Annotated in this window: 15 protein-coding genes; 2 read left to right on the top strand and 13 right to left on the bottom strand. The window is 65.8% G+C overall.

The features are described 5' to 3' along the window. The first annotated feature begins 276 nt into the window (after positions 1–276). Positions 277–939, top strand: coding sequence for a response regulator transcription factor (locus KYC_RS26670; protein WP_043519339.1), 663 nt, complete (start codon positions 277–279; stop codon positions 937–939). Between the two features lie 97 nt (positions 940–1,036). Here KYC_RS26670 and KYC_RS26665 read toward each other — a convergent pair whose 3' ends face one another. Genes KYC_RS26665 through KYC_RS26605 form a run of 13 tightly spaced genes read right to left on the bottom strand, consistent with a single transcriptional unit; the run spans position 1,037 to position 14,301 of the window. Continuing rightward, positions 1,037–2,311, bottom strand: a complete 1,275-nt coding sequence (locus KYC_RS26665) for a glycosyltransferase WbuB (RefSeq protein ID WP_008168402.1) — start codon at positions 2,309–2,311, stop codon at positions 1,037–1,039. Further along, positions 2,308–2,868: a putative colanic acid biosynthesis acetyltransferase gene (locus KYC_RS26660; RefSeq protein WP_008168400.1), complete on the bottom strand. Its 561-nt coding sequence runs from the start codon at positions 2,866–2,868 to the stop codon at positions 2,308–2,310. The genes KYC_RS26665 and KYC_RS26660 overlap by 4 nt, the downstream gene beginning before the upstream one ends. Further along, complete coding sequence (locus KYC_RS26655; protein ID WP_008168398.1) at positions 2,865–3,752, bottom strand: glycosyltransferase family 2 protein; 888 nt, start codon at positions 3,750–3,752, stop codon at positions 2,865–2,867. The genes KYC_RS26660 and KYC_RS26655 overlap by 4 nt, the downstream gene beginning before the upstream one ends. A gap of 13 nt (positions 3,753–3,765) precedes the next feature. Continuing rightward, the gene (locus KYC_RS26650; RefSeq protein ID WP_008168397.1) at positions 3,766–4,896 is read right to left on the bottom strand and encodes a glycosyltransferase; all 1,131 of its coding nucleotides are present in this window, start codon (positions 4,894–4,896) and stop codon (positions 3,766–3,768) included. Beyond that, positions 4,889–6,181 carry an O-antigen ligase family protein gene (locus tag KYC_RS26645; RefSeq protein ID WP_008168394.1) on the bottom strand — a complete coding sequence of 431 codons (1,293 nt, stop codon included), beginning with the start codon at positions 6,179–6,181 and terminating at the stop codon, positions 4,889–4,891. Before KYC_RS26645 ends, KYC_RS26650 begins: the two co-directional genes overlap by 8 nt. A 26-nt stretch (positions 6,182–6,207) precedes the next feature. Then, positions 6,208–7,110, bottom strand: coding sequence for a glycosyltransferase family 2 protein (locus tag KYC_RS26640; protein WP_008168391.1), 903 nt, complete (start codon positions 7,108–7,110; stop codon positions 6,208–6,210). Between the two features lie 20 nt (positions 7,111–7,130). Beyond that, entirely contained in the window at positions 7,131–8,447 is a 1,317-nt protein-coding gene (locus KYC_RS26635) for a lipopolysaccharide biosynthesis protein (protein ID WP_008168388.1), read from the bottom strand. Between the two features lie 32 nt (positions 8,448–8,479). Beyond that, on the bottom strand, positions 8,480–9,433 hold the full coding sequence (locus tag KYC_RS26630; protein WP_008168386.1) for a GDP-L-fucose synthase family protein: 954 nt from the start codon (positions 9,431–9,433) through the stop codon (positions 8,480–8,482). Between the two features lie 6 nt (positions 9,434–9,439). Beyond that, positions 9,440–10,549 carry a GDP-mannose 4,6-dehydratase gene (gene gmd / locus KYC_RS26625; protein WP_008168383.1) on the bottom strand — a complete coding sequence of 370 codons (1,110 nt, stop codon included), beginning with the start codon at positions 10,547–10,549 and terminating at the stop codon, positions 9,440–9,442. A 10-nt stretch (positions 10,550–10,559) separates the two neighbouring features. After that, a complete protein-coding gene (locus KYC_RS26620) occupies positions 10,560–10,964 on the bottom strand; it encodes a VanZ family protein (RefSeq protein ID WP_008168381.1) in 405 nt (134 codons plus the stop codon). Beyond that, entirely contained in the window at positions 10,957–12,387 is a 1,431-nt protein-coding gene (locus tag KYC_RS26615) for a mannose-1-phosphate guanylyltransferase/mannose-6-phosphate isomerase (protein ID WP_008168379.1), read from the bottom strand. Before KYC_RS26615 ends, KYC_RS26620 begins: the two co-directional genes overlap by 8 nt. A 5-nt stretch (positions 12,388–12,392) precedes the next feature. Next, positions 12,393–12,902 carry a GDP-mannose mannosyl hydrolase gene (locus tag KYC_RS26610; RefSeq protein WP_043519337.1) on the bottom strand — a complete coding sequence of 170 codons (510 nt, stop codon included), beginning with the start codon at positions 12,900–12,902 and terminating at the stop codon, positions 12,393–12,395. Then, positions 12,892–14,301 carry an undecaprenyl-phosphate glucose phosphotransferase gene (locus KYC_RS26605; RefSeq protein WP_008168375.1) on the bottom strand — a complete coding sequence of 470 codons (1,410 nt, stop codon included), beginning with the start codon at positions 14,299–14,301 and terminating at the stop codon, positions 12,892–12,894. Before KYC_RS26605 ends, KYC_RS26610 begins: the two co-directional genes overlap by 11 nt. A 242-nt stretch (positions 14,302–14,543) precedes the next feature. On the opposite strand from KYC_RS26605, the gene KYC_RS26600 reads away from it, so the two are divergent. After that, positions 14,544–15,680, top strand: a complete 1,137-nt coding sequence (locus KYC_RS26600; protein WP_008168373.1) for a polysaccharide biosynthesis/export family protein — start codon at positions 14,544–14,546, stop codon at positions 15,678–15,680. The last annotated feature ends 39 nt before the right edge of the window (positions 15,681–15,719 follow it).

The following is a 15,719-nucleotide window of genomic DNA, read 5'->3' as shown; positions in this document are numbered from 1 at the left end:
AGGCATAGAAAGCAGGTCCGAGCGCAGGCTGACAGACCGCTTTCCTCCACCAATCATCCTCCTGAACGAGATTCAGCGGACGTAGCCGCTGATAGCATGGGTTGTGTCCGCAAGCATGGATTGATAGGGCGAATCACTTAACATCGCCACCGCAATCCGATGCTGCGGAAGGACTTCCCTGGGCCTGGCGATGCGCGTGATTCGGTGCTTCGCGTCGCGTTGCGCCTGCGCCATGGGAACCGTTAGTGGGCCATGCGTCACAAGGTTCTTCCCGGGATGACAACCGTACTGATCGAAGACTACGCTCTGCTTCGTGTCGCAATTCAGCATGTGCTGGAACGTGTGCGGAACGCCGACGATATCCTGGCCATCTCGCCAGCCCACCTGCTCAACATGTCCAGCTCCATCAACCGTCCAGTAGAACTGCTGGTGGTCGGGTGTAGCGGCGCGGCCGAGCAGGATATCGGGCTCTTATCGCAGGCGATGGCGTTTTTCATGCCCAGGCTGGTGCTGGTGCTGTATTCATCCGTGGACCAGAGCGTGATGGCCGCCTGCGCCCGCGCGGGGGTGGCGGGCTATCTGCCCAAGGCCTCCAGTCCGGACGCGTTGGCGGCCGCAGTCAGCCTGGTGGTGGCGGGGGGCGAATGCTATCCGCAACCCGCCGGGAGGCCGCCCAGCGTCGCGCATGCAACCGTGCAGGAGCTGCGCGAACTTACACAGCGGCAGGAAGAAATCCTGCAGTTGCTGGTGCAGGGCAAGACCATGCGAGAGATCGGGCAGCAGGTGGGCATATCCGTGGCCACCGTGAAGAGCCACGCGCGCACGCTCTACTGGAAGCTGAACGCGCGCAACCAGGCCGAAGCGGCCTACATCGCGGTGCAGATGGGGCTGGTCAGGGGCGGCAACGGACCGACGCAGGGCAAGGGCGAAACCAGCTGACTGCTGGCGCGCAACGAGGCAGGGCCTGTGCGGGTGGCGATACCGCCCGCACAGGCCCTGGTTCATTTGGGAAACGCGGCGGCGGGGCCGCCGCGGATCAGACGTCGCCTTCGCTGGCGCGCGGATCGGCCGGCGCGGTCCTGCCCTTGCGGGCCGCGACGACCGCCGCGAATTCGCGCTCCGCGGCGCCCAGCACCGCGTCGATGTGCAGGTGGGCCAGCGCGTATTGGCGCGCGGCCGCGCCCAGCGTTTCGCGGATCTGCGAGTTGTAGCTCAGCTTGCGCACGGCCTCCGCCATGGCCACGGCGTCTTCGGGCGGGGTCAGCAGGCCGCAATGCGCCACCACGCTGGCCAGTTCCGTGCCGCGCGCCGCGCCGCACACCACCGGCCGTCCGCTGGCCAGCATGCCGGTCAGCTTGGACGGCATGACCAGGTCCGCCGCGCCGGCGCGCTGCGGCAACAAATGGATATCCGCGGTGTTGAGCAGGGCGCCCAGGCGCTCAGCCGGCTGCAGGTCCAGGAAGATGACCCGGGTGAGGCCTTTGCATTTTTCTTCGAGCGCCGCGCGTTCGGGCCCCTGACCGCAGAACAGGAACCACAGTCGGTCCTCGCGGTTCAGCCGGCGCGCCACGTCCGCCAGCGTCTGCAGGCCCTGCTTGCCGCCCATGTTGCCGGAGTAGAGCGCGACGATGGCGTTGTCGGGGATGCCGAGCTGGGCGCGGTAATCCCCGCCTTCCGCCAGCGGCGTGATCGCGTTGATGTCGATCCAGTTCGGCAGCAGCACGGCCCGGCCCGGATCGACGCCTTTGGCCAGCGCCAGTTCCAGCATCCGGTTCGAAATGGTGGACACGCGGTCGAAGCGCCGCATCAGCCAGCGCTCGGCGCGCTTGACGATGGCGCGCAGGCGGGCGCCCTTGAGCAGGCCCAGTTCGAAGGCGGCGTCCACTTCGTAGTCCTGGATGTGCAGCCAGGCGCGGGCGCCGCAAAGCCGGGCTGCGAGCCAGGCGCCGGGCGCGCAGAACAGCGCGGGTTCCACCACCAGGATGATGTCTGGCCGGCGCATCGCCGCGCGCAGCAGCGACGGCAGGCTGGACAGGGCGAAGCTGGCCAGGTGGACCAGGCGCTTGGCCCCGCCGGGCTTGTCCGGCACCCAGAGCGGCGCGCGCCGGACCGTTACGCCGCGGCGCTCTTCGCTGGCGTAGCGGCCGGCGCGGTAGCCGTCATGGACGCGCCATTGCGGATAGTAGGGCGGCGCCGTGACGACGCTGACCTCGTGGCCGCGCGCCGCCAGCCATTCGGCCAGCTCGGCGCTGTATTTGCCGGTGCCTGTCAGTTCGGGCGCGTAGTTGATGCCATAGATGAGTATTTTCATGTTGGCGCGGCGGTGCGGGGCCGGATGGGGCGGCAGGGATTGCCGTGGCACACCATGGCGGACGGCATGTTGCGGAACACCGAACTGCGCGCGCCGATCACGGCCTCGCGCCCGATGGTCACGCCCGGGCCGACGAACACGTCGGTCGCCACCCAGGCGCCTTCCTCGACGCGCACCGCGCGCTCGCGCAGCGGGAAATCGGGCTGGCCGGCGTCGTGGTCCGCCGCGCACAGGTAGCTGCGCTGGGACACCACGGCGTGGGCGCCGATATGGATGGGCCCAAGGCTGTAGACCACCGCGTCGTCGCCGATCCAGGCGTAGTCGCCGATCTCCACCTTCCACGGATAGGTCACGGTGGCGGTGGGCCGGATCAGCACCTTGCGACCCACGCGCGCGCCGAAGCAGCGCAGCAGCCACCGCCGGAAGCCATAGGCCACCTGGGGCGACCAGCGGAACAGCGTCCCTTGCACCATCCACCACAGTTGCACCGTCAGCGCCGAGCGGCCGCGCTGTCCCGGCGCAAGCGCAAACTGGTCCAGGCGTTGCAATGCGCTCATTTGGCGGCTCCCGCGACCGCGTCGCGCTGCGAAGCGGCAGCGCTTTCCCGCCTGGCCTTAAGGATCTCCTCGGTCTTGATGCGGATCTGCCAGTAGTACATGGCGCGCGCCACGGCGTAGTCGTAGCCGGCCTTGCCGTCCAGGAAGCCCAGGCGGAAAACATAGGAATGCAGGAACGAGATCGGCGCCTTGAACGGCATGGCCTGGAAGATGCGCTTGAGCAGCGCGCGGCCGCCCACGTTGGCTTCACGCGGATCGTTCATCAGTCCCTTGGTGCGCAGGTTCGCTTCCCAGTCCGAGTAGCGGTTGTGCTTGTCGAAGTAGTGGTAAAGCGAGTCGTGGTCGTTGTGGACCATGCGCTGGCGCAGGGCGAAGGTCTCGCCTTCGACCTGGGGCTGGTAGTGGCCTTCCACTTCCCACATGTTGGCGACGTCCAGATCGTCGTAGTCCAGGAAGCGGGAGCGGTCGCGCGCCAGCAGCGCCAGCTTGTAGACCCGGTGCCCATGTTCCAGCTTCTTGCCGCAGAACACATAGTCGAAGGGCACGAAGGCGCCGCCGGCGCCCGCGGCGAACCGCGGCAGCGCTTCGCGGATCTCGGCCGCCAGGCCGGGCGTCATTTCCTCGTCGGCGTCGACGTAAAGCACCACCGGGTGCGTGAACGGCAATTGCTCCAGGCACCATTGCTTTTTCTTGGGGTACTTGCCGTCCCAATTGAAATTCGACACGCGTGCGCCCAGCGCCGTGGCCATCGCGCAGGTCGCGTCCGTGCTGTTGGAATCGACCACGAAGACTTCGTCAAAGTCCACCAGCGCTTTCAGGCACTTCGCGATGTTGCGTTCCTCGTTCTTCGTCATCACCACGACGGATACCGGTATCTTCTGCATGATGCTGTCCTGTTCAGGGCGTGCCGCGCTGCATGAGGGGCTGGAATAGATTGATGACGTTGCGGCAGTGCCGCTCCAGGGAGAACTCGTCCGCGCGCTCGGGGCCCTGGGACGCCAGCTTTTCGCGTATTTCGCCGTCGTAGGCCAGGCGGCGCACCGCCTCGGCAAGCGCGGCGGCGTCGCCGACCGGCACCAGCAGCCCGTAGCGGCCCTCATCCAGGATTTCGGCCGGGCCGTGAGGGCAATCTGTCGAGATCACGGGCACGCCCAGGCACAGCGCTTCCACCAGCACGTTGCCGAAGCTCTCGCGCACGGATGTGAGCGCGAAGGCGCCGGCCCCGGCGATCATCGGGAACGGGTTGTCGATGTGGCCGGCCAGCGTCACCGGGCTGCGCGACGCCTTGTCGTCGATCCGCTTCTGCAGGGCCGCGTGTTCCGAGCCTTCGCCCAGGATCGTGAAGCTGATGCGCGGATCGTCCAGCAGGGCGGCGGCGTCGATCAGCGTGGCGTAGTCTTTGACGGCCTCCAGCCGGCCGACGGCCACGACCTGGTAGGGCGAGTCGTCGCTGGCGGCGCCCTGGGACTGGGCCCCCTGGCGGCGCACGTTGTCCAGCGGCACCCCGTTGTAGATGGTGTGCACCTTGCCGCGCAGCGGCGGAAACATGCTGACCAGGTCTTCCTTCACCCCGCGGGACACGCCCACCACGGCATCGTGCCGCCGGTAGGTCTGGCTGACCAGCCAGCACTTCAGGCGCCGCATCTTCGACGCGCCGTAATGGATGGCCGGGCTGCTGTGTTCGAACGCCACCGTGCTGAACTTGCCGCGCAGGATCTTTTTGGCCAGCACGACGAGCATGTTGCACAGCAGCCCGTGCGAACAAACAATGGACGGCTTGTCGCGCCGGATCTGGGACAGGAGCTGAAAAAAGGCGAAAGGCAGCATGAGCCGCAGCTTGGTCGGGGATTCGATGACGGGAAGCGCGCGCGTGACCTTCGGGTTCGCGATGGGATACTCGCGGTTGCGCGAACGCAGCAGGAACAGGGCGGAGTCCACTCCCTGTTCCGGCAAGGCATCCACGATGAAGGCAACGCATCTTCCGACACCGCCGTGCAGGTCGGGCGCGACAAACAGGACATCAGGCATGGGGGATCACTCGCGGTGGCGCCCGGCGCACGGCGGCCGGGCGAGGGCTGGGAACGGGCGGTTCGTTACGAGGTACGGGCATGATCTGCGCATTGCGGATCAACGACAGGCAGTAGCACAGCAGAAATCCGGTGAAGGCGGTCTTGGGCGCATACGCCAGGCCGCCGGACATCGAGTCGATAAAGATGTAGATCGGCGCGGTGGCCAGGAGAAATCGTCGATGCATCTCCAGGCCGGGATGGGCGTAGCGCCTGAACAGCGAGAACAGCAAAATGAGCAGTGGCGGCAGCATGATGAGCGTCGTGCCCACCACGCCGAACTTCATCAGGTAGAAGGCCCAGGAATTGTGCGCGAAAGTGCTCAGTTCAAAGCCGTTCTCGCCCATCACCCAACTCCGGAACCCGGCACCCTTGCCGAAGACCGGGCTCTCGGCGAAGAAGTCCATCTGGCCTTCCATTTCCTGGACGCGGGCGCCGTAGCTGGAATCCTCGTCCAGCCGCTCGACACTGAAGATGCGGTTGGTCAGGACGTCCAGGTAGCCGATGCTGGCGAAGATCAGCACGCCGGCGACGGCGGCTGGCGCGAAGATCAGGACGGCGCGGCGCCGGATGTCGGCGCTGCCGGCGAGCATCACGGCGATCAGCACGGAAATCGCCAACTGCAGGTACTGGCTGCGATTCAGCGAAAACACCAGCGCCATCACCATATACAGCGTCAGCGCGTAGGCTTTGGGGCCCGATACGTTCAGCGTGCGCCGGAAATACAGCAGCGACACCACGCCCATCGGAATGGCCCAGACCCCCAGTCGCACGTTGCGCAGCGGATTGGCGACGCTGAAGCCCTGCGCCTGTTCCAGCAGCATCAGGGTAGCGACCGCCAGGCAGGCCGCCACGATGTACTTTTGCAGCACGGCATAGGCGCGAGGGCTGTCGATGTCCTTGTAGCAAAGGAATGGCGTGCACAGGAAGTAGAAGACGATGCGCAGGTCGCGCGCCACGTCGCCGGTCTCGATGCCCGGGTGATGCATGGACACCATCAGCAGGTAGATCACCGACACGGCCTGGATGCCCAGCAGCATGCCGAGCGCCCCGCGCGGCAGCGCGTAGGCGCCCGGGTCGGCCAGCCGGAGCGCCTTGACGCCTACCATGGCCACGAACAGCAGGTCGAATGGCGACAGCTTGAAGCTGCCCACCCCGAAGATGAACCTGTCGTCGTTCAGCGCCAGCGCGGTGAACACGAACAGGCCCAGCAGGTGCAGGGTGGAGAGTCGGCGGCGCGGTTTCATTGCAGCTCCATTTCAGTGGGGCGGGCCTAGTGCGCGGCCCAGTCGTCGCGTCTGAAGATCTTCGTGGTCAGCTTTTCGAGCAGGTAGGACAGGTCCCCCTGCCGCGCATGGGCCGCCACCTTCGACGCACGGCAGGACAGTTCGAACAGGCGTCCCAGCCCCGGCTCGGTGCGCCGGATGCGGCTGACGATTTGCTCGCGTTCCTCCAGCAGCACATCCTGCATCAGCGCGGTCTTGGTCTCGTCGTGGGCGGTGTAGACGCCCAGGGCGTCGGGAACGATCAGGTTCTTGCCCTCGCGCAGCAGGCGGCTCCACAGCTCCAGGTCCATGCAGTAGCGCATGCTCTCCTGCAGCAGGCCGTACTTGCGCAGGAGGTCCCGGCGGAAGATGGCGGACTGGTTCGGAATGGACGCCTTGACCACCGTCAGCGTGCCGCGGTTGACGGGGGTGTAGTGGATCTTGCGGAAGATGCGGTTGTCGGCGTCCGCCACGAAGAGGTTGCCGCTGACAATCGGCGCCCGGCCGCGCGCCGCCGCCGCGCCCAGCTTGCGCAGCGCCCCGGGGAAGTACAGATCGTCGGAGTTCTGCCAGCCCACGTAGTCGCCCGTGGCGCGTTCGAAGCCCTTGTTGATGGCGTGCGACTGGCCGCGGTCTGGCGTGCTTTCCCAGTAGGTCAGGTAGCGTTCGTACTTCTTGATGATGTCCACGCTGCCGTCGGTGGAACCGCCGTCGATGATGATGTATTCCAGCCGCGGATAGCCCTGGTTCAGCACGGAAAGAATGGTGCGCTCCAGGAACTTCGCCTGGTTGAACGAGGGGGTCACGATCGTCACCTTGGGCAACAGGCCGCTGGCGATGGGCGCTGGCGGGCGGAGCTCGCGGACGAAGTCGATGAGCTGGCGTGAATACTCGTTGTGGCGCTTGCGCATGTAGGACCTCAGCATGTTGGTTAACGGGTGGCCGCAGGCATGGCGCCCGGAAAGTCGGGGCGGGATTGACGAATGGCGAGAGCCACGCCGGCCAGCGTGATCGCCGCATAGGCCATGCGGCCCCAAGCCGCGGCGTGTTCCCCCGCCACGTGTACCAGTCCCGCCATGACGCAGAGCATCGCCAGGCCGCCCAGTCCATTAAGGATCGCGACGGCGCGGGAATTGCCCAGCCCGAGCAGGGAGAAATGCGCCGCGGCGTTCAGGGACAGCAGGCCCGACGCCACGATGAGCAACTGGAAGGTTCCCAGGTGGCCGCTGGCGACGTTGTCGCCCAGCAGCAGGTTCAGCAGCGGCCGGCTGACCGCCAGCACGGCCAGCGTGGCCCCGGTGGACAGCGCAAGGTTCCACAGCATCATGCGGCGGATCTCGCGTTCAGCCGCTCCGGGATACGGCGGCGACACCGACAGACGCGTGACGCGCGGCATCGCCTTCTGGAAGATGGCGACCGACGCGGTATGGATGATCTGGCCCACCTGGACGCCCACGGTATAAATGGCCAGCGCCGCGGGCCCCATCAGGCTGCCGACCAGCACCCGGTCCACGGAGCCGAAAGCCAGCGCGCTCAGGCTGTTCAGCCACGACCAGCGCGAGAAGCGGAAGGCTTCCATCATGGCGCCGCGGTCGCGCACGGGGCGAACCAGCACGCGGCCGTAGGCGCGGGCGAACACGCGCATCTTCACGCTGCCCGCCAGCAGCAGCCCCAGCGCCTGCGCCAGCCCCGTCCAGGTCGGAGACGCGGTCAGCCAGGCGGCCGTGCAGGCCAGCGCCATCGTGCCCGTGCGGCTGAAGACTTCGCACAGCGCAGTGGCGCGGAAATCCTCGCGCCCCTTCAGACAGCCGGAGAACAGCTGGTCATACTGCTGCGTCAGGTAGATGGCGAGCGCCGGCATGGCCAGCATGGTCACCGCGACCCCGCCGAACGTGGCCTCCGGCCAGCCCAGGCCGACTACGCCCCACAGCAATACCGCCGCGAGCGTTACGACGGCCAGCGCGCAGCCGATGAGCGACATGCTGACGCCGGCCGCGCGGTAGGCGCCGCCCGGCTCGTGCGTGCTTTCGGACACCAGCTTGGTGGCGGTGACGGCCGCGCCCAGATTGGCCGCGTTGCCGAAGCCGGCCAGGGCGATGATCATCGAGTACTGGCCAAAGCCCACCGTCCCGAGCTGGCGGAACAGGATGGGCAGCGCCACCAGCGCCGCGACGGGACCGATGCCGTACTCCACCAGCCCCCAGAACGAGGCATTGCCGGCGATGTGTCTCTTTACGAATCCAAGCATCGGTAACCCTGTCTGTCATGGCGGCGCGGCCGTCAGGCCACCGGCAGCGCCTGCTGTGTGCGTTCGCGCAGGAAATGTCCGTAGGCCAGCGTGATGCCGTCGGTCAGAGAGATCTCCGGCCTCCAGCCCAGCGCCTGCACGCGGGAAGAATCCATCAGCTTGCGCGGCGTACCGTCCGGCTTGGACGTGTCGTAGACGATGTTGCCGCGGTAGCCCACCACCCGCGCCACCAGCTGCGCCAGGTCGGCGATGGAGATGTCCTTGCCAGCGCCGATGTTGTAGATGCCCTCGGCGTCCGGATGCTCCATCAGCATGACGCAGCCCTGCGCCAAGTCGTCCACGTACAGGAACTCGCGCAGCGGGGCGCCGGTGCCCCAGATCGTCACGCTTTCCTGGCCGGCCTCGCGGCCTTCGTGGAACTTGCGGATCAGGGCTGGCAGCACGTGGCTGCTGTGCAGGTCGTAGTTGTCGTGCGGACCGTACAGATTGGTCGGCATGGCGCAGATGAAGCGCGCGCCGAACTCCCGCTGGTACGCCTCGCAGAGCTTCAGGCCGGCGATCTTGGCGATGGCGTAGGGCTCGTTGGTGGCTTCTAGCGGGCCGGTCAGCAGCGCGTCCTCGCGGATGGGCTGCGGCGCCTCGCGCGGGTAGATGCATGACGAACCCAGAAACAGCAGCTTGCGCACCCCGGCCGCATACGCGGCACGGATCACGTTGCACTGGATCATCAGGTTCTTGTACAGGAAGTCCACCGGATGGGTGTTGTTGGCCAGGATGCCGCCCACCTTGGCGGCGGCCAGGTACACCACGTCGACCGGCGTGGTCGAAAAGAAGCGGTGCACCTGGTTCTGGTTTTCCAGGTCCAGTTCCGTCCGGCTGCGGGTCAGCACGTTGTTGTAGCCGCGCCGGTGCAGTTCGCGGGTAATGGCCGCGCCCACCATGCCCCGGTGGCCGGCCACGAACACGCGTTGGTCCAGGTTCGTCATGTCGGACTACTCCTTGTAGGCGTAGATTTCGTAGCCGTTCTGTTCGACCAGAGCGTCGCGCCGCGCGTCCTTCAGGTCGCTTTCGACCATTTCCTTGACCAGCTGCGCGAACGTGGTGCGCGGCGACCAGCCCAGCTTCTCGCGCGCCTTGGTGGGATCGCCCAGCAGGGTTTCCACTTCGGTCGGGCGGAAGTAGCGCGGATCCACGCGGACGATGACCTGGCCCGCCTTGACGTCGTGAACCGGCGAGAACAGCACGGTGGCCGTCTCTTCCAGGCCCTCGCCTTCCCAGGCGAGCAGGATGCCCAGTTCGCGCGCGGCGGTGTTGATGAACTCGCGCACGCTGTATTGCATGCCGGTCGCGATGACGTAGTCTTCCGGCGTGTCCTGCTGCAGCATCAGCCACTGCATTTCGACGTAGTCCCGGGCGTGGCCCCAGTCGCGCAGGGCGGACAGGTTGCCCAGGTAAAGGCATTCCTGCAGGCCCAGCACGATGCGCGCCAGGCCGCGGGTGATCTTGCGCGTGACGAAGGTTTCGCCGCGTTTGGGCGATTCGTGGTTGAACAGGATGCCGTTGCACGCGTACATGCCGTAGGCTTCGCGGTAGTTCACGCTGATCCAGTAGGCGTACAGCTTGGCGGCGGCATAGGGGCTGCGCGGATAGAAGGGCGTCGTTTCCTTCTGGGGCGTTTCCTGCACCAGGCCGTAGAGCTCGGAGGTGGACGCCTGGTAGAAGCGGCTCTTGTTCTCCAGCTTCAGGATCCGGATCGCCTCCAGCAGGCGCAGGGTGCCCAGGCCGTCGGCGTTGGCGGTGTACTCCGGCTCTTCGAACGAGACCCCCACATGGCTCTGCGCGGCCAGGTTGTAGATCTCGTCGGGCTGGACCGACTGGACGATGCGGATCAGGCTGCACGAGTCGGTCATGTCGCCGTGGTGCAGCACGAAATTGCGGGGCTGGTCGTGCGGATCCTGGTAAAGATGGTCGATCCGCGCGGTGTTGAACAGCGAAGCGCGCCGCTTGATGCCGTGGACCTCATAGCCCTTGGCCAGCAGAAGCTCCGCCAGATAGGCCCCGTCTTGGCCAGTAACGCCGGTAATCAGTGCCCGTTTTGGCATGGTTGTGTCCTTAAGACTTAGTGACTGCACGAAAGGAGCCGATGGCTGCGGTACCAATGTGCAATGAGATTACTGTTGCACCAGCCGCTGAGATATCGGCCAAAAGGTCTAAGAGTTCAGCCTGTCGGTAGGGAAAAAAGGACTGGATTGATTCATCCAGCGCACCCATGGCGACAGCCCCCAGCATGGCCACCAGGGCCGGACGCCGGTTGACTGATATGTAGATCAGCCCGGTAAGAAAGGCGTAGGCGGCCAGGTGCAGCCGCTTGTCGCCGAAGGCGTCCGACATGTCCGCCGCCAGCCCGGGCAGGTTCCCTACCGTCACCAGCACGGCAAAGAACAACACAACCACGGGCAGGCAGACGCGGGCGACGCCGGGGCGCCAGAACGGTTCAGAAATTGCCTTTTCAGACACGGCCGTACATGTCTTGGAAGCGCACAATGTCGTCTTCACCGAGGTAGGCCCCCGACTGCACCTCGATGATCTCCAGCGGGATCTTCCCCGGGTTTTCCAGGCTGTGGATCTCGCCCAGCGGGATGTAGGTCGACTGGTTCTCGGTCAGCAGGTACTGCTTGTCGCCGTTGTAGATCCGCGCCGTGCCCGACACCACGATCCAGTGTTCGGCGCGGTGATGGTGCATCTGCGAAGACAGGCGGGCGCCGGGTTTGACGGTGATCCGCTTGACCTGGTAGCGGGGGCCTTGGCCCACCGAGTCGTACGAGCCCCAGGGCCGCTGGACCTCGCGGTGGTGGTTGAGCTCCGACCGGTGCTGGGTCTTGAAGATCTCGACCAGCCGCTTGACGTCCTGCGAGCGCGACTTGTGCGCCACCAGTACGGCATCGGCCGTTTCGATGACGACGATGTCGTCCAGGCCCACCGAAGCCACCAGGCGGCTGGTCGAGTGGATGAGGCAGTTGCGCGAATCCTCCACCATGACGTCGCCGGTGGTGGAATTGCCTTCCACCGTCTTCTGGGCGATGCCCCACACGGCATCCCACGCGCCGACGTCGCTCCACGACGCGGCCAGCGGGATGACCACGGCGCTGTCGGTGCGCTCCATGATGGCGTAGTCCATGGAGTCGCTGGGGCAAGCCTCGAACGACGGGCCGTCCAGGTGGAACAGCCCGCTCTCGCCGTGCCCCGTGGCTACCGCGGCCTGCGCCTGCTCCAGGATTTTGGGCGCCAGCCGCGCCAATTCGGACAGGAAAACCGAGGCCTGGAACGCGAACATGCCGCTGTTCCAGTAGTAGCCGCCATCGTCGATGAAGCGCTGGGCGACCTCGGGAGACGGCTTTTCGACAAACCGGCGCACGCGGCGCGCGGGCGCCATGGCGCCGGGCTCGTCCGCCTGGATATAGCCGTAGCCGCTGAGCGGGGCGGTCGGCTTGATGCCGAACGTCACCAGCGCGCCCTGGCGGGCGGCATCGTAGGCCTGGGCGAATGCGGCGCTCAACACCTCGCCGTCTTCCAGCACGTGGTCCGACGGCATGATGAGCATGATGGGGTCTTCGCCGTCCTGCATGGCCCGCAGGGTGGCGGCGGCGATCGCCGGCGCCGTGTTGCGCGCAAACGGCTCCAGGATCACCTCTACGTCCTTGATGCCCAGCTCCTGCGCCTGTTCCGCGGCAATGTAGCGGTGCGCGTCGTTGCACACGAGCATGGGCCGGTCCTTGGCGCCGGCCGACCCGAGCCGCAGCAGGGTGTTCTGCAGCAGGCTGCGGTCATCGGTCAAACGGATGAACTGCTTCGGCAGCAGCTCGCGCGACAGCGGCCACAGGCGCGAGCCTGATCCACCGCAAAGAATGACTGCCCGGTACGGGGGAGGGGGGTTGGTCATGGCTCTCACTCCTTGAAGTAGGCCTGGGTGTACGGATGCACGCCGGGGTCGGCGGCGATCACTTCCCCGGGGAGCCAGCGGTAGCCGTTGTGCTGGACCAGGGGAAGGCTTGCGGTATCCAACGAAAGCTCGGCCTCGAAGGCGAGGACGACGTAATGGGTGGAGCGACCGGCTTCACCCGCGAAATTGGTGCCATAGAAGTGCTCGTACACGCCGCGCGACGTCCAGGCCAGCTCTGGCAGGGACGGACCCAGCTCGTCGTGCACGATGCGGCGCAGCGCGTCGCGCAGCGGCTCGTTCTTGCGGATGCGTCCGCCGGGGACGAACCACGCGCCCTGGGCGGGCGGATTGGCGCGAAGCCCGGTCAAGTAGTTGCCGGCGCCGTCGCGCAGCAGCAGGTCGATCGACACCAGGGGCAGCATCTCGACTGCCTGGCGGAAGTCCGACCGGGCCAGCACGCCGCCGCGTTGCGGGGGCGTTTCCCGCACAGGCCATCCCAACGGCTTAGTAGACATTTCGGCCCGTCCATCCGGATACCGCCGTGCGGGCGATGATCAGCAGGTCCATCCTGAACGTCCAGTGCTGGATGTAGTAGATGTCGTGCTCGACGCGGTCGCTCATCTTGCGCAGCGTGTCGGTCTGCCCGCGAAAGCCATTGACCTGCGCCCAGCCGGTGATGCCCGGCTTGACGCGATGGCGCATCATGTAGCGCTGCACCAGGTCCTTGTACATTTCGTTGTGCTCCAGCGCGTGCGGACGCGGGCCGACGACCGACATGTCGCCCAGCAGCACGTTCAGGAACTGGGGCAGCTCGTCCAGGCTGGTGCGCCGCAGGAAGCCGCCGATGCGTGTGACGCGGCGGTCGTCGCGGGTGGCCTGCGTGACCACGCCATGCTCCTGGTGCACGGTCATGGTGCGGAACTTGTAGACATGGAACACCTTGCCGTCCACGCCCAGCCGGGGCTGGGTGAAGAAGACGGGGCCGCGCGACGTGACCTTGACCAGCAGGGCGACCGTCAGCATCACCGGAGACAAGCCCAGCAGCGCGCAGAATGCGAAGCTGCGGTCGAAGGCTTCCTTGGCCCAGCCGCGCACGCCGGCGGCCGGCAGGCTGTTGAGCTGGATGGCGGGAAGACCCAGGAACTCGCCGATGCGGTGTCCCAGCAGCTGGATGGACATCACATCGGGTATCCAGCGAATGTCCACCAGGTCGTTGCGCAGGTGATACAGCACCTCGCGCAGTTCCTGGCCCGCCTCCATCGGCAGCACGATCCAGATCTCGCGGACGTTGTTCTCGCGGACGAAGTCGTGCAGGTTGTCCAGGTCATGCAGGCGGCGGACCTGCGGCGGCAGGATCTCATGCGGTTCGGCGTAGATCCCCGATATCTCGTAGCCGGCCTCGCGGTACTTCTCGACCCGGCGCCACATGTCGTGGCCCAGCGCGCCAAAGCCCACCAGCAACACGCGCTTCTTGTTCAGGCCGCGGTCGCGCGCCGCGCCCAGCACGGCGTAGACGGCGATGCGTACGCCGGCCAGCGCCAACGCCGTAATGCCAAACCAGGTAGCCGCCCATAAGCGGGATATCGCGCCGGTCTGGTGCATGAGAAAACTGACGAAGATGCCCAGCGCGAAAACCGTGGCCCACGCGGCCAGGCTGCGGACCACCAGGTCCGTCAGCAAACGGCCGCGCCACGACACGTACAGGCGGAACGCCGGGAAGATGGCGATGACGCCCAGGCCGCACAGATAGATCAGGAACAGATGGATCTGCGGAGGATCCGTCAGCGCCTCATCCGAGAATTTCAAGCCGGTGGCAGTCAGGCCGCAGGTGATGACGATCGCGGCGTCGAGCAAGCGATAGATATAGCTTGTCCCGCTGAATCTTGCCGACGTGTCCGTTTGGGACGGGTCCATCGCGCACTCCTGTTCGGGGGGGAGCGCCTTGCGCCAAGCAAAAACTGTGCAGTGCCGCAAAGCATGTGGCTACCGACAAAATCTTATTGAGAGCGCTGCATACCCGAAACCTCCAAACGATGTAGGAGAAGGCTTAGGGCATCCGTCGAATGTGCGGGCCTAGGAAAAGAGAGTGGAATGTCGCAACCCGTTACGCATCGGGCTCCTTTCCAAGCAACGAAGTCATTCACAGTGGATTCGCCATGACTACATTTTTCGGAACGTTGAGCCGAGCCATAGCCGCTACCGCGCTCGTGTCCTCGCTGGGCGCTTGCGCCTTATCCCCCGGCATGACCTTCAACGCCAATCAGCTTGCGGATCCGCTGGACCCGAACTCCAAGGCGGTGATCAAGGAAATCACGCCATCCCTCGTGCGTGAAGAGCAGCGCGCGCGCGAAGCGCTGCTGGACAACGAGGGCATTGGTCATCTGATCGGCAAGCCCGGGCCCTACCTCATCGGGCCTGGGGACATTCTCTCGATCGTCGTGTGGGATCACCCCGAGCTCGTGCTTCCGACGCAAACCTACGCAATTGGTTCTGGGGCAACGGAACTAGCTATTGGGGATACCGCCTCGGGCATTCCGGGCTATACGGTGTCATCCACTGGATATATCCAATTTCCGTATACGGGACTGCTGAAAGTGGCGGGGTTGACGGAACTTCAGGCGCGCAATCTCATAGTCAATAGTTCGGGCAAGTACATACAGGACCCGCAGATCACCGTACGCGTTCTGGGATTTCGCAGCAAGCGCATTTTCGTCGATGGCGAGGTGACGACGCCGGGCACGGTTGCGATCAACGACGTCCCCATGACCCTGTTGGAAGCGCTCAACAGGGCCGGAGGCATTCTGCCTACCGGCGACCGCAGCTCGGTCTACGTGATCCGCGAGGGGCGGCGTACTCGCGTGAACCTTCCCGCGCTGATCGAGCGCGGCCAGGACTTGAACCAGGTGATGCTCAGGGCAGGGGACATCGTGAGAGTCACGCCGCGGGACGACAGCAAGGTGTTCGTGATGGGCGAGGTCTTCCTGCCCAGCGCGCCGGTGATGCGTGACGGGCGCATGTCGTTGACCGAGGCGTTGGGTTTGGCAGGGGGGCCGAACCAGTTGACGTCGGATCCGTCGCAGATCTTTGTTGTGCGTGGCACAGAGGACGCGTCGCCGCTTGTGTATCACCTGAACGCGGGATCTCCGCAAGCCCTTGCCGTAGGAGCCAAATTCGAGTTGCAACCCAAAGACGTCGTGTTCGTGGATTCGGCAGCCCTGGTGCGGTGGAACCGCTTCATCAGCAACCTGTTCCCGAGCGCGCAAACCGTACAGACCGTCAAGTCCATCGATTAGTCCGCCTCAAAACCACGCCTTTGGGGGCGCCGCGTCCGC

It is taken from the genome of Achromobacter arsenitoxydans SY8 (genome assembly GCF_000236785.1).
Taxonomy (GTDB): domain Bacteria; phylum Pseudomonadota; class Gammaproteobacteria; order Burkholderiales; family Burkholderiaceae_B; genus Achromobacter; species Achromobacter arsenitoxydans.
Note: the sequence above shows the minus strand (reverse complement) of the source record. Positions and strands in the feature narration are given on the sequence as shown.

Excerpts from the sequence above, each read along its gene's own strand:
- KYC_RS26665 (WP_008168402.1), bottom strand. The coding sequence starts at position 2,311 with ATGAAAATACTCATCTATGGCATCAACTACGCGCCCGAACTGACAGGC.
- KYC_RS26635 (WP_008168388.1), bottom strand. The coding sequence starts at position 8,447 with ATGCTTGGATTCGTAAAGAGACACATCGCCGGCAATGCCTCGTTCTGG.
- KYC_RS26645 (WP_008168394.1), bottom strand. The coding sequence starts at position 6,181 with ATGAAACCGCGCCGCCGACTCTCCACCCTGCACCTGCTGGGCCTGTTC.
- KYC_RS26610 (WP_043519337.1), bottom strand. The coding sequence starts at position 12,902 with ATGTCTACTAAGCCGTTGGGATGGCCTGTGCGGGAAACGCCCCCGCAA.
- KYC_RS26615 (WP_008168379.1), bottom strand. The coding sequence starts at position 12,387 with ATGACCAACCCCCCTCCCCCGTACCGGGCAGTCATTCTTTGCGGTGGA.
- KYC_RS26660 (WP_008168400.1), bottom strand. The coding sequence starts at position 2,868 with ATGAGCGCATTGCAACGCCTGGACCAGTTTGCGCTTGCGCCGGGACAG.
- KYC_RS26655 (WP_008168398.1), bottom strand. The coding sequence starts at position 3,752 with ATGCAGAAGATACCGGTATCCGTCGTGGTGATGACGAAGAACGAGGAA.
- KYC_RS26670 (WP_043519339.1), top strand. The coding sequence starts at position 277 with ATGACAACCGTACTGATCGAAGACTACGCTCTGCTTCGTGTCGCAATT.
- gmd (WP_008168383.1), bottom strand. The coding sequence starts at position 10,549 with ATGCCAAAACGGGCACTGATTACCGGCGTTACTGGCCAAGACGGGGCC.
- KYC_RS26605 (WP_008168375.1), bottom strand. The coding sequence starts at position 14,301 with ATGGACCCGTCCCAAACGGACACGTCGGCAAGATTCAGCGGGACAAGC.
- KYC_RS26650 (WP_008168397.1), bottom strand. The coding sequence starts at position 4,896 with ATGCCTGATGTCCTGTTTGTCGCGCCCGACCTGCACGGCGGTGTCGGA.
- KYC_RS26640 (WP_008168391.1), bottom strand. The coding sequence starts at position 7,110 with ATGCGCAAGCGCCACAACGAGTATTCACGCCAGCTCATCGACTTCGTC.
- KYC_RS26630 (WP_008168386.1), bottom strand. The coding sequence starts at position 9,433 with ATGACGAACCTGGACCAACGCGTGTTCGTGGCCGGCCACCGGGGCATG.
- KYC_RS26600 (WP_008168373.1), top strand. The coding sequence starts at position 14,544 with ATGACTACATTTTTCGGAACGTTGAGCCGAGCCATAGCCGCTACCGCG.